The organism is Rhodococcus sp. 320_ES (assembly GCF_059691855.1).
This window is the reverse complement of sequence record NZ_JCAWAG010000002.1, coordinates 20118-37505: the sequence shown is the minus strand read 5'-3', so window position 1 is coordinate 37505 and position 17388 is coordinate 20118. Positions and strand designations below refer to the sequence as shown.

The 17388-nt window shown below is 66.5% G+C and carries 17 protein-coding genes; 7 read left to right on the top strand and 10 right to left on the bottom strand.

Translation table 11 applies throughout. The features are described from left to right. Positions 1 to 178: 178 nt before the first annotated feature. Positions 179 to 1813: a fatty acyl-AMP ligase gene (locus AC59JP_RS06815; RefSeq protein ID WP_497324956.1), complete on the top strand. Its 1635-nt coding sequence runs from the start codon at positions 179 to 181 to the stop codon at positions 1811 to 1813. A gap of 3 nt (positions 1814 to 1816) precedes the next feature. Here AC59JP_RS06815 and pth read toward each other — a convergent pair whose 3' ends face one another. The 3 genes from pth to AC59JP_RS06800 form a co-directional block, all read right to left on the bottom strand. Then, positions 1817 to 2404 (bottom strand): aminoacyl-tRNA hydrolase, encoded by a 588-nt coding sequence (gene pth, locus AC59JP_RS06810; RefSeq protein ID WP_497324954.1) that lies wholly within the window; start codon positions 2402 to 2404, stop codon positions 1817 to 1819. Between the two features lie 77 nt (positions 2405 to 2481). Continuing rightward, complete coding sequence (locus tag AC59JP_RS06805) at positions 2482 to 3153, bottom strand: 50S ribosomal protein L25/general stress protein Ctc (RefSeq protein ID WP_497324952.1); 672 nt, start codon at positions 3151 to 3153, stop codon at positions 2482 to 2484. 161 nt (positions 3154 to 3314) lie between these two features. Next, a complete protein-coding gene (locus AC59JP_RS06800; protein ID WP_497324950.1) occupies positions 3315 to 3917 on the bottom strand; it encodes a TetR/AcrR family transcriptional regulator in 603 nt (200 codons plus the stop codon). A 64-nt stretch (positions 3918 to 3981) separates the two neighbouring features. Between AC59JP_RS06800 and AC59JP_RS06795 the strand changes: the two genes are divergently transcribed. Further along, positions 3982 to 4908, top strand: coding sequence for a DMT family transporter (locus AC59JP_RS06795; protein WP_497324948.1), 927 nt, complete (start codon positions 3982 to 3984; stop codon positions 4906 to 4908). On the opposite strand, the gene AC59JP_RS06790 is transcribed toward AC59JP_RS06795, so the two are convergent. Beyond that, the gene (locus AC59JP_RS06790; RefSeq protein WP_497324946.1) at positions 4837 to 6012 is read right to left on the bottom strand and encodes an aminotransferase class V-fold PLP-dependent enzyme; all 1176 of its coding nucleotides are present in this window, start codon (positions 6010 to 6012) and stop codon (positions 4837 to 4839) included. The two genes, AC59JP_RS06795 and AC59JP_RS06790, sit on opposite strands and share 72 nt — an antisense overlap. Before the next feature lie 132 nt (positions 6013 to 6144). On the opposite strand from AC59JP_RS06790, the gene egtA reads away from it, so the two are divergent. From egtA to egtD, 4 genes are read left to right on the top strand one after another with little or no spacing between them, the layout of a single operon-like run. After that, positions 6145 to 7368, top strand: coding sequence for an ergothioneine biosynthesis glutamate--cysteine ligase EgtA (gene egtA / locus AC59JP_RS06785; protein ID WP_497324944.1), 1224 nt, complete (start codon positions 6145 to 6147; stop codon positions 7366 to 7368). Then, positions 7365 to 8699 (top strand): ergothioneine biosynthesis protein EgtB, encoded by a 1335-nt coding sequence (gene egtB / locus AC59JP_RS06780; protein ID WP_497324942.1) that lies wholly within the window; start codon positions 7365 to 7367, stop codon positions 8697 to 8699. Before egtA ends, egtB begins: the two co-directional genes overlap by 4 nt. Beyond that, positions 8699 to 9445, top strand: a complete 747-nt coding sequence (egtC, locus tag AC59JP_RS06775; protein WP_497324940.1) for an ergothioneine biosynthesis protein EgtC — start codon at positions 8699 to 8701, stop codon at positions 9443 to 9445. The genes egtB and egtC overlap by 1 nt, the downstream gene beginning before the upstream one ends. Beyond that, positions 9442 to 10416: an L-histidine N(alpha)-methyltransferase gene (gene egtD / locus AC59JP_RS06770; RefSeq protein ID WP_497324938.1), complete on the top strand. Its 975-nt coding sequence runs from the start codon at positions 9442 to 9444 to the stop codon at positions 10414 to 10416. Before egtC ends, egtD begins: the two co-directional genes overlap by 4 nt. Here the strand turns inward: egtD and AC59JP_RS06765 are convergent. The 5 genes from AC59JP_RS06765 to AC59JP_RS06745 form a co-directional block, all read right to left on the bottom strand. Next, the gene (locus AC59JP_RS06765; RefSeq protein WP_497324936.1) at positions 10413 to 11792 is read right to left on the bottom strand and encodes an ABC transporter permease; all 1380 of its coding nucleotides are present in this window, start codon (positions 11790 to 11792) and stop codon (positions 10413 to 10415) included. The genes egtD and AC59JP_RS06765 overlap by 4 nt on opposite strands. Continuing rightward, positions 11789 to 12541, bottom strand: coding sequence for an ABC transporter ATP-binding protein (locus AC59JP_RS06760; protein WP_497324934.1), 753 nt, complete (start codon positions 12539 to 12541; stop codon positions 11789 to 11791). The genes AC59JP_RS06765 and AC59JP_RS06760 overlap by 4 nt, the downstream gene beginning before the upstream one ends. Before the next feature lie 83 nt (positions 12542 to 12624). Further along, a complete protein-coding gene (locus AC59JP_RS06755; RefSeq protein WP_497324932.1) occupies positions 12625 to 13272 on the bottom strand; it encodes a response regulator in 648 nt (215 codons plus the stop codon). After that, the gene (locus tag AC59JP_RS06750) at positions 13269 to 14429 is read right to left on the bottom strand and encodes a sensor histidine kinase (RefSeq protein WP_497324930.1); all 1161 of its coding nucleotides are present in this window, start codon (positions 14427 to 14429) and stop codon (positions 13269 to 13271) included. The genes AC59JP_RS06755 and AC59JP_RS06750 overlap by 4 nt, the downstream gene beginning before the upstream one ends. Before the next feature lie 17 nt (positions 14430 to 14446). Then, positions 14447 to 15343 carry an oxidoreductase gene (locus AC59JP_RS06745; protein ID WP_497324928.1) on the bottom strand — a complete coding sequence of 299 codons (897 nt, stop codon included), beginning with the start codon at positions 15341 to 15343 and terminating at the stop codon, positions 14447 to 14449. A 196-nt stretch (positions 15344 to 15539) separates the two neighbouring features. Here AC59JP_RS06745 and AC59JP_RS06740 point away from each other — a divergent pair, with 196 nt between their 5' ends. Further along, the gene (locus AC59JP_RS06740; protein ID WP_497324926.1) at positions 15540 to 16331 is read left to right on the top strand and encodes a DUF559 domain-containing protein; all 792 of its coding nucleotides are present in this window, start codon (positions 15540 to 15542) and stop codon (positions 16329 to 16331) included. A 69-nt stretch (positions 16332 to 16400) separates the two neighbouring features. Here the strand turns inward: AC59JP_RS06740 and AC59JP_RS06735 are convergent, their stop codons facing one another. Then, positions 16401 to 17384, bottom strand: coding sequence for a ribose-phosphate diphosphokinase (locus AC59JP_RS06735; RefSeq protein ID WP_497324924.1), 984 nt, complete (start codon positions 17382 to 17384; stop codon positions 16401 to 16403). Between the last annotated feature and the right edge of the window lie 4 nt (positions 17385 to 17388).

Sequence of the window (17388 nt, the reverse complement as noted above, 5' to 3'; positions counted from 1 at the left end):
GGAAAAGGGCGACGGTCCGATCGAAGAAGAGCGTCTGCCCAGGCAAGGATACTCGCGCTCGGAATGCCGTAACGACGGGCGGAGCCGGTGCTATAGAGGTACAGGTGACGGCGGCCGCAAACCAACTGTGGCCGGCCTCCGGCCTTCCCGCCGACACCGCGCGTGAGGAGAAGCGACCGTGAGCAAGTTCACCGAGGAGATGTACGCGACCGCGATCGCGAGCGACCGCGGACTCGTGACCGGCGAGCCCGACACGCCCCTGCGCCAAACATGGGGCGAGATCCACGAGGTGGCCCGGCGGATGGCCGGCGGGCTCGCGGCCACCGGAGTCGGACACGGCGATGCCATCGGCATTCTCGCCGGCCAACCGGTCGACATCGCTCCCGCCTGTCAGGCCGCGTGGATGCGCGGAGCGTCGGTCACCATGCTGCACCAGCCCACGCCGCGCACCGATCTGGCCGTGTGGGGAGCCGACACGGAAACCGTCATAGGCATGATCGACTGCAAGGCCGTCATTCTCGGCGCGCCGTTCGACGTTGCCGCGCCCATCCTCGAGGAGCGCGGCATCACGGTGTTGAAGATCGAGGATCTGCGCCTCGGCCCGGACACCGATCCGCTCGACACGGCAGAGTCCGACATCGCCCTGCAGCAGCTCACGTCCGGTTCGACGGGATCGCCCAAGGCCGTGCGCATCACGCACGAGAACTTCTACACCAACGCCTACGCGATGATCGACCGCATCAAGTTCTCCCTCGACGACGACGTGATGGTGAGCTGGCTGCCGCTCTTCCACGACATGGGCATGGTCGGGTTCCTGTCCGTTCCGATGCAGGTCGGTGCCGAGGTCGTCAGCATCACCCCGCTCGACTTCCTGCGGTCGCCGCTGCTGTGGGCGCAGCTCATCGACAAGTACCGCGGCACCGTCACCGCGGCGCCGAACTTCGCGTACTCGCTGCTCGCTCGCCGGCTCGGTCAAGCCCCCGCGGACACCCGCCTCGACCTGAGCTCGCTGCGCTACGCGTGGAACGGCGCCGAGCCCGTCGACCCCGACACGATGATCGCGCTCGCCGACGCCGGTGCACGCTTCGGGCTCGAACCCAGCGCGCTCGCGCCGGTGTACGGCATGGCCGAGACCACCCTCGCCGTCTCCATCCCCGATCCCGACCAGGGGCAGGTCCTCGACATCGTCGACGCAGACCTGCTCGAGGCGATGGGACGAGCGGTACCGGCGACCAAGGGCAACGTGCGACGGCTGGCCACCCTCGGCAAGATGGTTCCGAACCTCGAAGGTCGGGTCGTCGACTCGGAGGGGCAGGTTCTTCCCTCGCGCGGTGTCGGTGTCATCGAGGTCCGCGGGAAGGCCGTGACGCCCGGATACGTGACCGTCGACGGTCCCCGCTCCGCGCAGGACAGCGACGGGTGGCTCAACACCGGCGACGTCGGGTACTTCACCGAAGAGGGGCTGGTCGTGGTGTGCGGCCGCGTCAAGGACGTCATCATCATGGGCGGCCGCAACATCTACCCGACGGACATCGAGCGGGCCGTCGGCAAGGTCGAGGGAGTGCGGCCCGGCAACGCCGTGGCCATCCGTCTGGACGCCGGTCAGAAGCGCGAAAGTTTCGCTGTCGCAGTGGAAACCAACGACATCAGCGATCCGGAAGCGGTCAAGCGAATCGAGCACGACATCGTGCACGCAGTGTTCTCCGAGGTCGGAGTGCGCCCCCGCACGGTGGCCGTTCTGGGCCCCGGCACCATTCCGAAGACGTCCTCGGGCAAGCTCCGGCGGGCCAACTCGGCGTCGTTGTTGGTGTAGGCGTCAGGGTCGGTGCACCCGGTTCTGTGCTTCCTCGAGGCCGAGCTTCAGTAGCAGTTCCACCGCGTCGGCCGCTTCCTCCACGACGATGCCCAGCTCCGTACGCTCGGCTGCCGCAAAGGGTTTGAGCACGTACGACGCCGGATCCATACGGCCCGGCGGACGCCCGACGCCGACGCGCACCCGCAGATAGTCCTTGGTGGCCAACGACTTCGAGATCGACCGCAGGCCGTTGTGCCCACCTTCGCCGCCGCCGAGCTTGAGGCGGACGAGTCCGAAGTCGACGTCCAGCTCGTCGTGCACGACGATCAAGTTCTCGGGCTTCACCGAGAAGAACCGCACCAATCCTGCTACGGGGCCGCCGGATTCGTTCATGTAGGAGCGCGGCTTGGCGATCACCACCGGCCGGTCGCCGAGGCGAGCCTGCACGACGTCGGAGTTGCTCCGCTTGTGTGCGCTGAACTTTCCGCCGACCCGTGACGCGAGGGTGTCGGCGACGACGAACCCGACGTTGTGGCGGGTGCGCTCGTACTGCGCTCCGGGGTTACCGAGGCCGACGATCAGTGCTGTGTCCACGGGGTCTCCTGACATGAGAACAGCGGTGACATGGAAACAGCGGCGCACCCTCCGGAAGAGGATGCGCCGCTGTCGTGAAAGCGATCGAGAGGTCAGTTCTCGTTGTTGTCGCTGTCGGCTTCCGCGGCCTCGTCGGCAGCGGAGCTGTCCTCGACGGCCTCTTCTTCCTCGGCGGCGATGTTCGACGCGAGATCGCCGGCACCTTCGGCTTCGAGGTCCGCCTCGGACGGGGCCTCGAGGACGTTGACGAGCAGGGTCTCGGGGTCGGACACCAGGGTGGCACCGTCTTCGAGGGTGAGTGCACTCGCGAAGATCTGCGTTCCGATCTCGGCGTCCTCGACGGAGACCTCGAACTGCTCGGGGATCTTGGTGGCGTCGACCTCGATCTCGACGGCGTTGGCGTCGGTGGTGACGAGGGTGCCGGGGGCGGCTTCGCCGGTGACGACGACGTTGATCTCGACGGTGACCTTCTCGCCCTTGCGGATGACGAGGAGGTCGGCGTGCTCGATGTAGTTGCGGATCGGGTGAACCACGACCGACTTGGTGAGTGCGAGGTGCTTCTCGCCGTCGACGGTCAGCTCGAGGACGGCGTTGGTGCCGTCGGCGCGCAAGACCGCGGCGAATTCGCGGGCCGGGAGGGCGAGGTGCTTCGGGTCGGTCGCGTGGCCGTAGAGAACGGCGGGTACCTGGCCGTCGCGGCGGGTGCGGCGAGCGGCACCCTTGCCGAACTCGGTACGGGTGGTCGCGTTGAGGGCGTTGGCCATGGTGGAACTCCTAGAATCGCTTCGGCTGCAAAAAATCTCTGTGCATCTCGTCTGGCGTGGACACGGACGAGGACGGCCGAAGGACGGTCGAGCCTGCGTCGATCACGGTGAAGCGTGCGCTTCACCCTCGCCGAGACAACCTGGAAAACCTTACCGGACCCTCAGGCCTCAGCCCTAATCCGGTCTGCCCTGATCAGGTCTGCGGCCAGATCTTTCGCCACGGCGAGTGCGTGGGCGAAGTGACCCGCCGTGCTCGAGATGACCGCTCCCTCGTGCACCAACGACAGTCGGTGACCCAGCGTGAGTGCGTCGTCGAAGCCCGCTTCGTCCGCCAGACGCACCAGGAGATCGCGGCCCCACGTCTTCTCCTTGCGGATGACACCGAGTCCGGGGTGGTCGGTGCCGGCGATCTCGGCGAACGCGTTGACGAATCCGCATCCGCGGTCGTTGTCGCGCATCCACGTCTCGAGCGCGTCGAACACCGCGAGAATGCGATCGGGGCCGGGGTCGGGAGCGACCCGGTCGAGGTGGTCCATCACGAAGTCGCGCCAGCGCAGGTACCGCCGTTCGAGGTAGAAGACGACGAGCCCCTCCTTCGATCCGAAGCGGTCGTAGAGCGTCTTCTTGGTGGTGCCGGCTTCGTCGGCGATGAGATCGACGCCCACCGCGCGGATGCCGCGCGAGTAGAACAGATCGCTCGCCACGGCGACGATGCGCTCGCCTGCGGGTGTGAGCCGGGTGGTCGGGTCCGGTGCAGCGCGCACAGCGGCAACCTCCTTCGTCGAGGGACACTGAAAGTATACAGACCTGTATGGTTACGTGGCGAGCATGAGAACTCGGCCCGATCTGTTCCTTGCGTCCGCGATGGTGATTCTGTGGAGCTCCGGCTTCGTCGGCGCCGAACTCGGAACTCGCTACGCCCCGGCGCACACCCTTCTGCAGTGGCGCTACGTGGCAGCCATCGTGGTTCTCGCCCCGTTCGTTCTGCTGCGCCGCATGCGCACCACCCGCGCGGGCGTGCTGCGTCACGTCGGGCTCGGTCTGGCCATGCAGTGCATCTATCTGGGGTTCGTCTTCAGCGGGATCGCGGGTGGAGTGTCGTCCGGCATCGCCGCACTGATCGCGGCGTTGCAGCCGTTGGTCGTCGCGACGGTGGCAGGACCGCTGCTCGGTGAACGGACGGATGTCCGTCAGCGCATCGGATTGGCCGTCGGAATCGTCGGGGTCGCCGTCGTGGTGATCGGGGACGTGGGCGACGGGGACGCGCCGTGGTGGCTTTACCTGCTGCCGCTGGCAGGGATGCTCTCGCTCTCGGCGGGGACCGTGGCCCAGCGTCGAATGGCACCGCCCGAGCCGCTCGCCCTGTCGCTGCTCATCCAGTGCGCGACGGGCGCGGTCTTCTTCTCGCTATGGGGAATCGGGGCGGGAGATCCGCTGCCACCGATGACGAGTGGCTTCTGGCTGGCCGTTCTGTGGACGGTGGTGCTGTCGACGTTCGGCGGTCTGGGGATGTTCATGGTGGTGGTGCGCCGCAGCGGAGCCACGAAAGCCAGTGTCCTGCTGTACCTCACACCACCGACGACGATGTTGTGGGCGTGGCTGATGTTCGGCAACGACGTGACCATCGGAGGGTTCGTCGGGCTCGCGGTGTGCGCGGCAGGAGTATGGCTGGCACTCGCTCGCTCACGGGAGCAGTCGGCGCACGGCACCGATCGCGCGGTCCAGATCGTCGAACGAGACGAAGTAATGCGGTGATGCCCGCACCACGGCATCGAGTCCGCGTGCCTCCATGTCCAATCGGGTCGATCCGGCGAAGCTGACGGTCACGGTGATCTCGTCGCCCGCGAGTGCGTCGCGCACCTCGGTGGATTCGCGACCGTCGACCGTGAACGTGACGATGCCGCTTCGGCGATCCCCGAGATCGCGAACCGTCACGCCCGCAATCTCGCCCAGCCCGTCGCGCAGGTATTCCGCACGTTCGGACACCGCACTGTGCACGTCCTCGATTCCCAGGTCGAGCAGGTACCGCACCGCGGCGCCGAGTCCGAGCCGTGCCGCGACACCGTGTTCCCACAGTTCGAAACGTGTTGCGTCCGTTGCCGATCGATACGTCGACGCGCCCGTCCACTCGGCGCTGCGCAGATCCTGTACCCGAGGCACGAGGCGGTCCAGCGCCGTCGGTGCGACGTAGAGAAAGCCGGTGCCGCGAGGACCGCGCAACCACTTCCGGCCGGTTGCGGACAGACCGTCGACGCCGAGGTCCGTGACGTCGATGGGAACCTGACCGATCGACTGGCACGCGTCCAACAGCACCAGTGCGCCGTGACGGTGAGCGAGTGCGCTCACCTCACGAACGGGGTTGAGCAGACCTCCGTTGGTGGGTGCGTGGACGACGGAGACGAGTTTCACCCGGTCGTCGAGCATGGCGTCGAGCCGGCCGAGATCGATGCGGCCGAGTTCGTCGCTGGGAACGAGTTCGACCGTGGCCCCGGTCGCCTCCGCTCGCTGCAACGCCTCGATGGCGTTGCTCGCGTACTCCACGCGCGAGATCAGAATGCGGTCACCGGGCCCGAGCGGTGCGGCGAAGAAGAAGTCGGACCACGAGCGTGTCGCGGAGTCCGACAGAGCGATGTCGCGCGGCTGCGCGCCGATCAACTCGGCGACGGCGGCCCGGACGTCGTTCAGGTCGTCCAGGCGCTCGAGGGCAGCCCGGTAGCCGCCCACCTCCGCCTCGCGTCGAAGGTGCGCGATCATCGTGTCCACGACCACGGCGGGAGGCAGAGACGAACCTGCACTGTCGAGGAACGACCGGCCGGCGCATCCCGGGGTGTCGGCGCGAACTGCTGCGATGTCGATCATCGAGCCCGACGTTACCGCTCGACGCAACCGACCGCGCCGCGTGTGGGGCGGGGATGTCGGTGCGGTCTGATTCACTCGAGATTATTCTCGAACGCGTGGGGGTACTGACCCACGAAAGAACGGAGTGTGTCGATGACACAGACAACGCGCGAGCTCAGTTCGCGTCCGGCAGCGGCGACCTACATGGCGCGGGTCTGCTTCAAGGTCGGCCCACCGACTCTCGTCGGGGCCGAACTCGAGTGGTTCACCCGATGTCCCGACGGCAGCCGTCCCAGCCTGGATTCCCTGGCCGGCGCCTTGGGCCGATACGCCCCACGATCCGTGAATCCCACCTCAGACTTTCTGCCCTTGCCCTCCGGGAGCATCGTTTCCGTCGAGCCAGGCGGGCAGATCGAATTGTCTTCCGCGCCCTATTCGTCCGCTTTCGAGGTCTCTGACGCGCTGGCGTCCGACGAGGCGCGTCTGCGGTCCATGTTGGAACGCGCCGGGATCACCCTCGACGGGGGCGCGGCGGACGCTCATCGACCACCGGAGCGCTTGCTGACGCTTCCCCGCTACTGCGCCATGGAAAACCGTTTCGAACGATTCGGCCCGTTCGGCAAACTCATGATGTGCAATACCGCCGCCGTGCAGGTCAGCGTCGATGCGGGTGCGGACGACGACGACATTCGCCGGCGGTGGACCCTGCTGCACGCGGTCGGACCCGCGCTGGTCGCGGCGTTCGCGTGCTCGCCCGACCTGCACGGAGTGTCCGGTGGATCCTGGGCATCGCAGCGCATGCGTACGTGGATCGAGTTGGACCGCACCAGGACTCGGGTGCCGCTCGGCGTCGATCCCGTCACCGACTACGCCAACTGGGCGCTCGATGTTCCGCTCCTGTGCGTTCGGCGCGGCGAGACCCTGTGGGCGCCGCCGGGTGACGCGACGTTCGGCGACTGGATCGACGGTCGTCTCGACGACGAGATCGGCCGACGCCCCGACGAGCGTGATCTGGACTATCACCTCACCACGCTGTTCCCCCTGGTGCGAGCGAGTGGACACTTCGAGGTGCGCTACCTCGACGGCCAACCCGACGGGCAGTGGTCCGTTCCCGTCCACGTGGTGGACTCGTTGCTGCGTAGTTCCTCGACGATGGAGGAAGCGACCGCGCTGACTGCCCGCACTGCGCACCGATGGGACGACGCTGCCCGAGACGGCCTGACCGACAACGATCTTCGCGAGGCAGCCGTGGACCTGCTGACCCTGGTTGCCGACACCACTGCCGAGCCGTCCGTGCGAACGAAGATCGCCGATGCCGCACGCCGGTGCCGAGCCGGGGCCATGCCCGCGGCGAATTCGCGAGAGGAACGAGCATGAACGTGCAGAACTTCGCCCGAGGCGATGTCGCAGCCATGCGCAGCGAGCTCGAAACGGCGCTGACCCGAAGCCGGGCACGGACTCTGGGGCTCACCGACTGTGTCGACGAGGCCGATCTGGTTGCGCAGCACTCGTCGTTGATGAGCCCGCTGGTGTGGGATCTGGCGCACATCGGGAATCAGGAAGAGATGTGGCTCGTCCGCGACGTCGGGAAGCGTGAGCCGGTGCGCGGCGACATCGACGAGCTGTACGACGCGTTCAAGCACTCGCGTTCGTCGAGGCCGAGCCTGCCGTTGCTGAACGCACTCGAGGCGCGCGACTACGTCCACACGGTGCGCGACAAGGTGTGGGATGCGCTGGCAGCGAGTCCGCTCACCGGACGTCCGCTCGAACGTGACGGCTTCGCCTTCGCCATGGTGGCCCAGCACGAGCAGCAACACGACGAGACCATGCTCGCGACGCATCAATTGCGCACGGGCCCGGCGGTTCTCGATGAAGCAGCAGCGCCGCAGGCAATCGTTCCACCCGGCAGCGACCTCGAGGTCATCGTCGCCGGCGGTCCGTTCGAGATGGGGACGTCCACCGATCCGTGGGCACTCGACAACGAACGCCCCGCGCACGAGGTCGACGTGCCGACGTTCGCCATCGATGCGCTCCCGGTCACCAACGCGGACTACGTACGGTTCGTCGCCGACGGTGGATACGACCGTGAGGAACTCTGGTCCGAGCGCGGCTGGGCGCATCGCTGCGAGGCCGACCTGACTGCGCCGCTGTTCTGGGAACAGGACTCGGACGGTATGTGGTGGCGCCGGGTGTTCGGTGTGATGAAACAGGTGCGCCCCGCGCAGCCCGTCGTGCACGTGTCGTACTTCGAGGCCGACGCGTACGCACGCTGGGCGGGCAAACGGCTTCCGACGGAAGCGGAATGGGAGAAGGCGGCGCGATTCGATCCCGCCCTGCACACGTCCCGTCGCAATCCGTGGGGCGAGTCCGACGCGTCCGAGCAGCAAGCGAACCTCGGGCAGCGTCACCTCGAGCCGGCCGACGTCGGAGCCTATCCGGAGGGCGCCTCGGCGCTCGGTGTCGAGCAGATGATGGGCGACGTGTGGGAGTGGACGTCGTCGGACTTCCTGCCCTATCCCGGCTTTCGGGTCTTCCCCTACGCCGAGTACTCGCAGGTGTTCTTCGGCGGTGACTACAAGGTTCTGCGGGGTGGATCGTTCGGCACCGACCCCTTCGCCGTGCGCGCGACCTTCCGAAACTGGGACCACCCGATCCGGCGTCAGATTTTCGCCGGGTTCCGATGTGCTCGGGACGTCGGCAACCAGTAATGTGCCGACATCTCGGATACGTCGGGCCTCTGAAAACGGTGTCCGAAGTGGTGACGGGGCAGCAGCATTCGCTCCTCACTCAGTCCTACGCACCGGCGGACATGCGGCGGGGCGGCACCGTGAACGCCGACGGGTTCGGAGTGGCGTGGTCGACACCGGACGGTGTCATGACGTCGTACCGGAACGCGATGCCGATGTGGACCGACCCTGCGATCACCGACGTGCTGGCGCAGGTGACGTCGACGTGCGTCCTGGGCGCCGTCCGCTCGGCGACGGTCGGAATGCCGATCGTCAGGACCGCCAACGCTCCGTTCGTCGACGGCCGATTCGCGTTCAGCCACAACGGTGTCGTGGCGGGCTGGCCGGCGTCGATGGCGGACCTCGCAGCACGGCTCCCGATCGAGGATCTGCTGACCATCGAGGCGCCCACCGACTCCGCCGCCGTGTGGGCCCTTCTCAAAGGTGCTCTGCGCACACATGATCCGGAACAGGCGCTGCGCACGGTGATCGCCGAGGTCGATGCCGCCGCCCCCAACTCGAGACTGAATTTTCTGCTCGGCGACGGTGAGGCTCTCTATGCCACCGCCGTCTATCACTCGCTGTCGGTGTACTCGGATGACGAGTGCGTGATCGTCGCCTCCGAACCACTCGATTCGCGTCCGGGATGGCAATCCGTTCCGGATCGTTCGTTCGTCACCGCTCGCATCGGCTCCGTGTCGGTCGAGCCTCTGAAGGAGAATCTGTGACCGCGCCATCGCTCGACATTCATATTTCGCCCGACGATCTGCAGAAAGCGCTGCGCGAAGATGTGACCAGGGGGCTGACAGCCGACCCGAAGTGGTTGCCACCCAAGTGGTTCTACGACGCGACGGGCAGCGAACTGTTCGAGCGGATCACCGAACTGCCCGAGTACTACCCCACCCGAACCGAGCGTGCGTTGCTGGCCGAGCACGCGGACGACATCGCCGTAGCCACGTCCATGCAAACGCTGGTGGAACTCGGCTCCGGGTCGTCCTACAAGACGCGTCTGCTGTTGACTGCCGGAACGGAGCACGGGTCGTTGTTGCGGTATGTGCCGCAGGACGTCTCGCCGTCGGCACTGACAGGTGCCATCGAGGACCTTCGCGCGTCGTACCCGAGTCTCGATGTCCGCGGCATCGTCAGCGACTTCACCGACACGCTCCGAACGTTGCCGACCGGAGGTCGTCGCACGATCGCGTTCCTGGGCGGAACGCTGGGCAACATGGCCCCTGCCGAGAGGGCCGACTTTCTGCACGACATCGCCGACACGCTCGAGGTGGGGGAGTTCCTGTTGCTGGGCGTCGGTCTGGTGATCGATCCCGCTGTCATGGTCCCCGCCTACGATGATGCGGCCGGGGTGACCGCACAGTTCAACCTGAACGTGCTGTCGGTGTTGAACGAGAACCTCGACGCCGCTTTCGATTCCGCCGACTTCGAGCACGTGGCCCTGTGGAACGACACCGATGAATGGATCGAGATGCGGCTGCGCGCCCGACGCGCCCATACCGTGCGTATCGAGGGTCTCGGTCTCGACGTCTCGTTCGCCGAGGGGGAGGAGATGCGTACCGAGATCTCCGCCAAGTTCCGGCGGGACGGCATCACGAAAGAACTGGCCGACGCCGGTTTCGGCGTCGGCCAGTTCTGGACCGACGAGCACGAGCGGTTCGCGCTCATTCTGGCGGAACGGAGGTCCTAGGCGTCCGCGAGCGCGACCACCGGCGCGATGGCGTTGGCCCGTCGGGCAGGCACCAGGGACGCACCGAGAGCGAGCGCGGCGGCGCTCACCACCGTTCCCGCGATCACCACCCACGGGACGGTGGGGGCCTCGATTCCGGAGCGGGCGATGGACCCGAGCAGAGATTGCGCGGCGGCCCATCCGTACACGATGCCGAGGACGAGTCCGAATCCCATGGAGGCAGCCACCATCTGTGCGCTCTCGGACACGATCATGGCCCGGACGTTCCTCCGCGTGAATCCCAGTGCTCGCAGCAACCCCAGCTCGCGGGTGCGCTGAAAGATGCTCAGGGACAAGTTGTTCGTCATCCCCACCGCGGCGATCACGCCGGAGAAGCCGATCAGTCCGGTCATGATGCCGACGGTCACCGCAAGTGATCGGTCCAGTGTCTGTGCGTCGAACCGTTCGGACAGCATGTCCCGATAGCTGTACATCGCCACCGCGAACGTCACGACCAGCGTCACGCCGATCAGCAGTCCGAGGGCTGTCCGCGTGCTGCGTTCGGGGTACCGGACGGCATTGGCCGCGGCGAGCCGTGCGGCAGGCCCACGTCCGAAGGCGCGTCCGATCAGAACGAGAAGCGCCGGCACGATGCGGTGTGCCCCGACCAGAATCCCGGTGAACGAGAAGGCGCCACCGAAGAACGCAACCAGCACTCCGGCGGGCGTCACCGAGCCGATCAAAACACCGAGCCCGAGAAGTGCTGTGCCGCCGGCCATGAGGACGATGGACCAGGTCGTGCGGCCGCGGCGGGTCCGCGACCGGTCCAGGTCCGGCTCGACCGCAACCCCCGTGGCCTCGATCGGCGTCACCGCCAGAACTCGCTTGGCGCCGACGTGCGATGCGGCCCAGGTGGTTCCGACGACGGTGATCACGGGCAGTGCCACGAGCGGTTGGATCAGCGTGTACGAGATGTCGGGGAGCGCTCCGACGGACACCCCCACGGCCCGAGCTAGGTGGCTGGCCGAGACTCCCACGACCAGGCCGACGGTGGCTCCGAACGCACCCACGGACAGACCTTCACGTGAGACCGATCGACGGAGCTGCGCACCGGAGGCCCCGAGAAGCCGGAACAGTGCGATCGTTCTGGTTCGCCCGGCGACGATGGTCGCGAACGTGTTGGCCGTGACGATGGCGGCGACGTAGAGGGCCAGGAAGATGAACACCGTTGCGACGCAATACAACGCAACCGAGACGGCTCCCTCTCCGTCGGTCCCGACGATGTCGAGGAGAAATGCCGTGGCTTGAATCAGTGCCACCCCGAAGAACGACGCCATGGCTGTCACGAGTGTGCTTGCGCCGTGATCACGGCCCGTCGTGCTTGTCGTCAGTTTCATGCCGCACGCTCCATGGACAGCATGTATCCCGCAATCTGCTCGGCGCTGGAGCGTGCCCGCTCGTCGACGATTCGGCCGTCGGCGAGGAACACGATACGGTCTGCGTAACTGGCCGCGACGGGATCGTGGGTGACCATGACGATCGACTGGCCGTACTCGCGCGCTGCGGCAGAGAGCAGCCCCAAAACCTCACGGCCGGTGCGGGAGTCGAGGCTCCCGGTCGGTTCGTCGGCATAGATCACCCGCGGCCGCGCGCCGAGAGCGCGTGCGATCGCCACGCGCTGCTGCTGGCCGCCGGACAGTTGGTGGGGGCGATGCGTGACGCGTGCCCGCAGCCCGAGGGTGTCGATCAGCTGGTCGATTCGAGCGGCGTCCTCCGGTGACGGCGACCGCCCGTCCAGCTCGAAGGGCAGCATGATGTTGGACAGAACGTCCAGCGTCGGAACGAGATTGAACGATTGGAAGACGAAGCCGATGCGCCGGCGGCGTAGTTCGGTCAGCTTGTCGTCGTCGAGAGTGGTGATGTCGGTGCCGTCGAAAACGATGTGGCCGCAAGACACGGAGTCGAGGCCCGCCATCACGTGCATGAGGGTGGATTTCCCCGATCCCGACGGGCCCATGATGGCGGTGAATTCACCGGGGCGGATGTCGAGTGACACGTCGTCGAGCGCGGAGACGGTCGTGCCGGCGGTGCCGTACTTCTTGCCGGCGTGGTGGACGCGGACGATGGGTGCAGGTGAATGTGTCATGTCCACCACGCTATGAGCGCAGCCGTCGAAGCGAATCAGGCTGCAGTCTTTCGCCGCGTACATCTCCAGGATGACGTGCGGTCCTACACGAGGCCGTGCTCGAAGGCGTAGACGACCAGGTGAACACGGTCTCGGACCTGGAGTTTCGCGAAGATTCGGCTGATGTGGGTCTTCACCGTCGCCTCGCTGAGGTATTCCTGCGCGGCGATCTCGGCGTTGCTCGCCCCCCGCGCCGCGAGCCGGAAGATCTCCTGTTCGCGGGAGGTGAGGTGCTCGAACTCCTGGGGAACGTCCGGCGTCTCGGGCGCAGGAGTGAACCGATCGAGCAGCGCCGTGGTGGCCGACGCCGCGATCACCGAGTTCCCGGCGTGAACGGTGCGGATGGCGGCGAGCAGAAATTCGGGGTCGGCATCTTTCAGCAGGAAGCCGCTGGCGCCCGCTCGAATCGCACGTGCCACGCTCTCGTCGAGGTCGAAGGTGGTGAGTACCAGTACCTTCGGTGGGTCGGCGGCTCCGACGATCTCCTCGGTCGCGGCAATGCCGTCGAGAACCGGCATCCGGACGTCCATGAGTACCACGTCGGGTGCCTCCCGGGTCGCGAGCTCGACACCGGCACGACCGTCACCGGCCTCACCGACGAATTCGAGGTCGGGTTGGGACGCGATCAACATGCGAATGCCGGCGCGGAAGAGTTGTTGGTCGTCGACGAGCGCGACGCGGATGCGCGTCACGACACGTGGGCCTTGGGAATTCGTGCCACGAGTGTCCACTCTCCGTCGTCGGGTCCGGCGGTGAAGGTGCCGCCGGACAGTATGGCTCGTTCACGCATGCCGACGAGACCGTGGCCGCCCGGCGCCGCGGCGGCGCCGGATGCGAGTCGGTTGCGCACGGTCAGTCGAATCGACGACCCGTCGGCGTCGAGTCGAAGCGACACCGGTGCACGCCTGTCACCGTGCCGCAGTGCGTTGGTGAGCGCCTCCTGGGCGATGCGGTAGAGCGTCAGCCGCGCGCCTTCGCCGAGGGACGACATGTCGGCCTCGTCCACGAACGTCACGTCGAGTCCGGCGGTCCGCATTCGCGCCATCAAGGTGTCGAGATCGTGGGAATCGTTGTCGGACAACTCGTCCGCATCGTGTCGCAGCTGCGCGAGGACATCGCGGACGTCGCGGAGTGCGTCACGCGACGTCGACGCGATCGTCGCCAGTGCGCGGTCGACGGCCTCGGGATCGGAGGTGCGTGCGTACCGTGCACCGTCGGCCTGCGCGATCACGACGGCGAGCGAGTGGGCGACGATGTCGTGCATGTCCCGAGCGATGCGGCTCCGCTCGAGTTCGACGGCAGCCTCGTGCTTCGCCCGCTCCTGTTCGACCTCGGCCAGAGCACGGGAGTGCTTCTCCTCGACCGACATTCGATTGGCCAGGGCGATACGGCCGAGCGCCCACGACAGTCCGAGGACGCCCCACGACGCGACGAGGACGACAGCGAGTTGCTGCGCGGTCTCGCCGGCGCTGCGTCCTTCCGACACGGGGACGTAGGGCTCGCCGCGCACGACGACGAGGTACCCGGCCGCCACGATTCCGCCGACCACGACGGAGACGAGGCCGGTCCGACGCAGGCCCGCCGAACCGTAGGCGGCAGAGGAATACAGGGCGAACAGAATCGCGACGTTGCTCGGTTGTGTTGGGAGGCCGACGACCATCTGCAAGACGGCGAGCGCCCAGGACAGCGCCAGCGCCGGTCCCGGAGCCAGACGCCGGATGAGGAGCACGACCCCGAAACCGACGAGGAGGACGACTGCCGCGGCCCCACTGTCGACACCCTCGGCAAGGAACAGCAGCGCCAGCCCGACCGCCAGGACGACGTCGAGCGCGATCTGAGCACGTGTCACGGAGCGGGACATGCGCCTTATTTGGTGGATGCTCCCAACGAGAAGCGCACTCCCGTAGCCTCTTCCGACGCATCCCACAGCTTGCGGGCCATCTCGGAGTCCTTGGCCTTGGCGCTCCGGTCCACCAGTTTCGGGTATCCGCGCAGCTCGCCGATTCCGTTGGGTCCGACGTAGGCATCACCCTCGAGCGGCTGGGTGGCGGCGAACAGTGCGGGACGAGTTCCCGCGTCCGCGCTCTGCGCCAACAGCACGTTGCCGATTTTCATGAACCCCTCGGCGATGGGGTTGCCGTAGTGGCTCTGCAGGTTCGTTGCCGAGTAGCCGGGGTGCGACGCGACGGCGATGACCGAGGAACCGGCCGCCGACAGCCGACGCTGCAGCTCCGACGTGAAGAGAAGGTTGGCCAGCTTCGACTGTGCGTATGCGCCCTGCCTGTTGTACTTGCGGGTCTCCCAGTTCAGGTCGTTCAAATCGATCGACCCGGCCTTGTGGACGAACGACGACATCGTCACCACGCGATCCGTGACGTTCGGAAGAAGGAGATTGGTCAGCGCGAAGTGGCCGAAGTGGTTGGTGCCCATCTGAAGCTCGAACCCGTCGGCCGTGCGGGAGAACGGGGGCACCATCACGCCGGCGTTGTTGATCAGGATGTCGATGGGCCCGCTCCACGACTCGGCGAACGAGCGAACCGAACTCAGATCCGACAGGTCGAGCTTTCGCACCTCGGCGTTCCCGGTGATGGACCGGGCGGCCTTCTCGCCCTTCTCGGTGTTGCGCACCGCGAGCACCACGCGTGCACCGACGCGCGCGAGCTCGCGGGCGGCAACCAAGCCCAGTCCACTGTTGGCGCCCGTCACGATGACGGTGCGGCCCGTCTGGTCGGGCAGATCGGCAGCTGTCCACTTGGAAGTCATGGGAACAGGTTACCGAAGCGCAGTGGCCAATCCTTTGGCGGAAGCACGGGATTCCGCGCTGTCGGCTCGATCTTGGCCACTGGGCTCCTGTGGACAACTATCCGGTTGTCCGCAGGGAGCGAACAAGGCTCTGGCGTAGGTGCGCTCGTACGGCCACCGTTGAACGGTGGGGGTTTTCAGAGCAGACCAGTTGGGAATGAGCAGCGCCACCATCGCTCGGAGGAAGAAGTCGGGTCAGCTCGTACATCTCCTTCCGTCGGTCTACGCGACCGAGAAGCCCGACTACCTAGGGCTGTGCACGGCGGTCACTCTGTGGAAACCGGATGCGGTGATGAGTCATCTCACGGCAGCCTGGCTGTGGAATCTGGTGGCGAAGGAGCCAGAGACAGTGTCGGTGACCCTGCCCTTGTCGGCTCAGCGACATGCGCCAAATTGGGTTGTCGTGCACCGCAGGCACGTATCGCAGACGTGTCGACGCTACGAGTTGGCTGTGGTGTCCAAGGTGCAAGCGTTTGTCGACGTCGCGGCAACTCTGACGGGGGACGATCTCGAACGCTTCTTCGACACTGCAATACGAACTCCGGCGGAACGTCGCGAGCTGGCGATCCAGTGCCAGCAGCTCAAAGGAATGGCGGGTATGAAGACACTCCGCCGACAGTTGCGCACCTGCGTGCTGGGCACCCGGTCGGAGGTCGAACGCATCGTGGCGCGGGCGATGTCGGAGCGCAACTTCTTCATGGAGATCAATGCGCAGGTCGGCCCCTACTTCGGGGACTTCGTCGACCGTCGCGCACGGGTGATCGTCGAGATCGACGGGCGAGAGTTCCACATTTCACCTGACGCGTTCAACAACGATCGGCGCCGCCAGAACAAGTTGGTGTTGGGCGGGTGGATGGTTCTGCGCTATTCGGCTGTGCAGGTGATGGCGGGCCTCGATCGTGTGGTCGACGAGATCATTGCCGTCGTGCGTCGCCGTCGACGGCGCTGAGTGGCCAATACCGCGTGCGAACCGCGGCATCCCGCGCCTTCGGCACGATATTGGCCACTCAGTTGCGAACTACGCCGAACCGTCGAACAGCGACGTCACCGAACCGTTCTCGAACACCTCGCGGATGGTGCGGGCAAGGAGGGGAGCGATCGACAGCACCGTCAGCGTCGGGAACTGCTTGTCCTCGCCGATCGGGAGGGTGTTGGTGACGACGACTTCCTTGGCACCGGAGTTCGCGAGCCGCTCGGCAGCGGGGGCGGACAGCACGCCGTGTGTCGCGGCGATGACCACGTCACCGGCGCCTGCCGCCTTGAGGACCTTGACGGCGCCGGCGATGGTGCCGCCGGTGTCGATCATGTCGTCGATGAGGATGCAGGTGCGTCCTTCGACGTCGCCGACCACACGGTTCGACTTGACCTGGTTGGGCACCAGCGGATCGCGCGTCTTGTGGATGAAGGCCAGGGGAGCGCCGCCGAACGAGTCGGCCCACTTCTCGGCCACGCGCACGCGCCCGGAGTCGGGGGAGACGACGGTGATGTTCTCGAGGCTGTATCCGTCGCGAATGTGGTCCGCGAGCTGGCTGTGCGCATGCATGTGATCGACGGGGCCGTCGAAGAAGCCCTGGATCTGATCGGTGTGGAGGTCGACGGTGATGATGCGGTCGGCTCCCGCGGTCTTCAGCAGATCTGCGACCAGACGGGCGGAGATGGGCTCGCGGCCGCGGTGCTTCTTGTCCTGACGGGCGTACGGGTAGAACGGCAGAATCGCCGTGATGCGCTTGGCCGATCCACGCTTGAGCGCGTCGATCATGATCAGCTGCTCCATGAGCCACGTGTTCAGCGGATACGGGTGGCTCTGCAGCACGAAGGCGTCGGAACCGCGAGCGGACTCCTCGAACCGAACGAAGATCTCGCCGTTCGCGAAGTCGCGGGCCGTCTGAGGGGTGACCTCGATGCCGAGTTCCTTGGCGACCTGCTCCGCCAACTCGGGGTGTGCGCGACCTGAGAACAGCATCAGATTCTTCTGATTGTCGATCCAATTCGCGGTGGTCACTGGG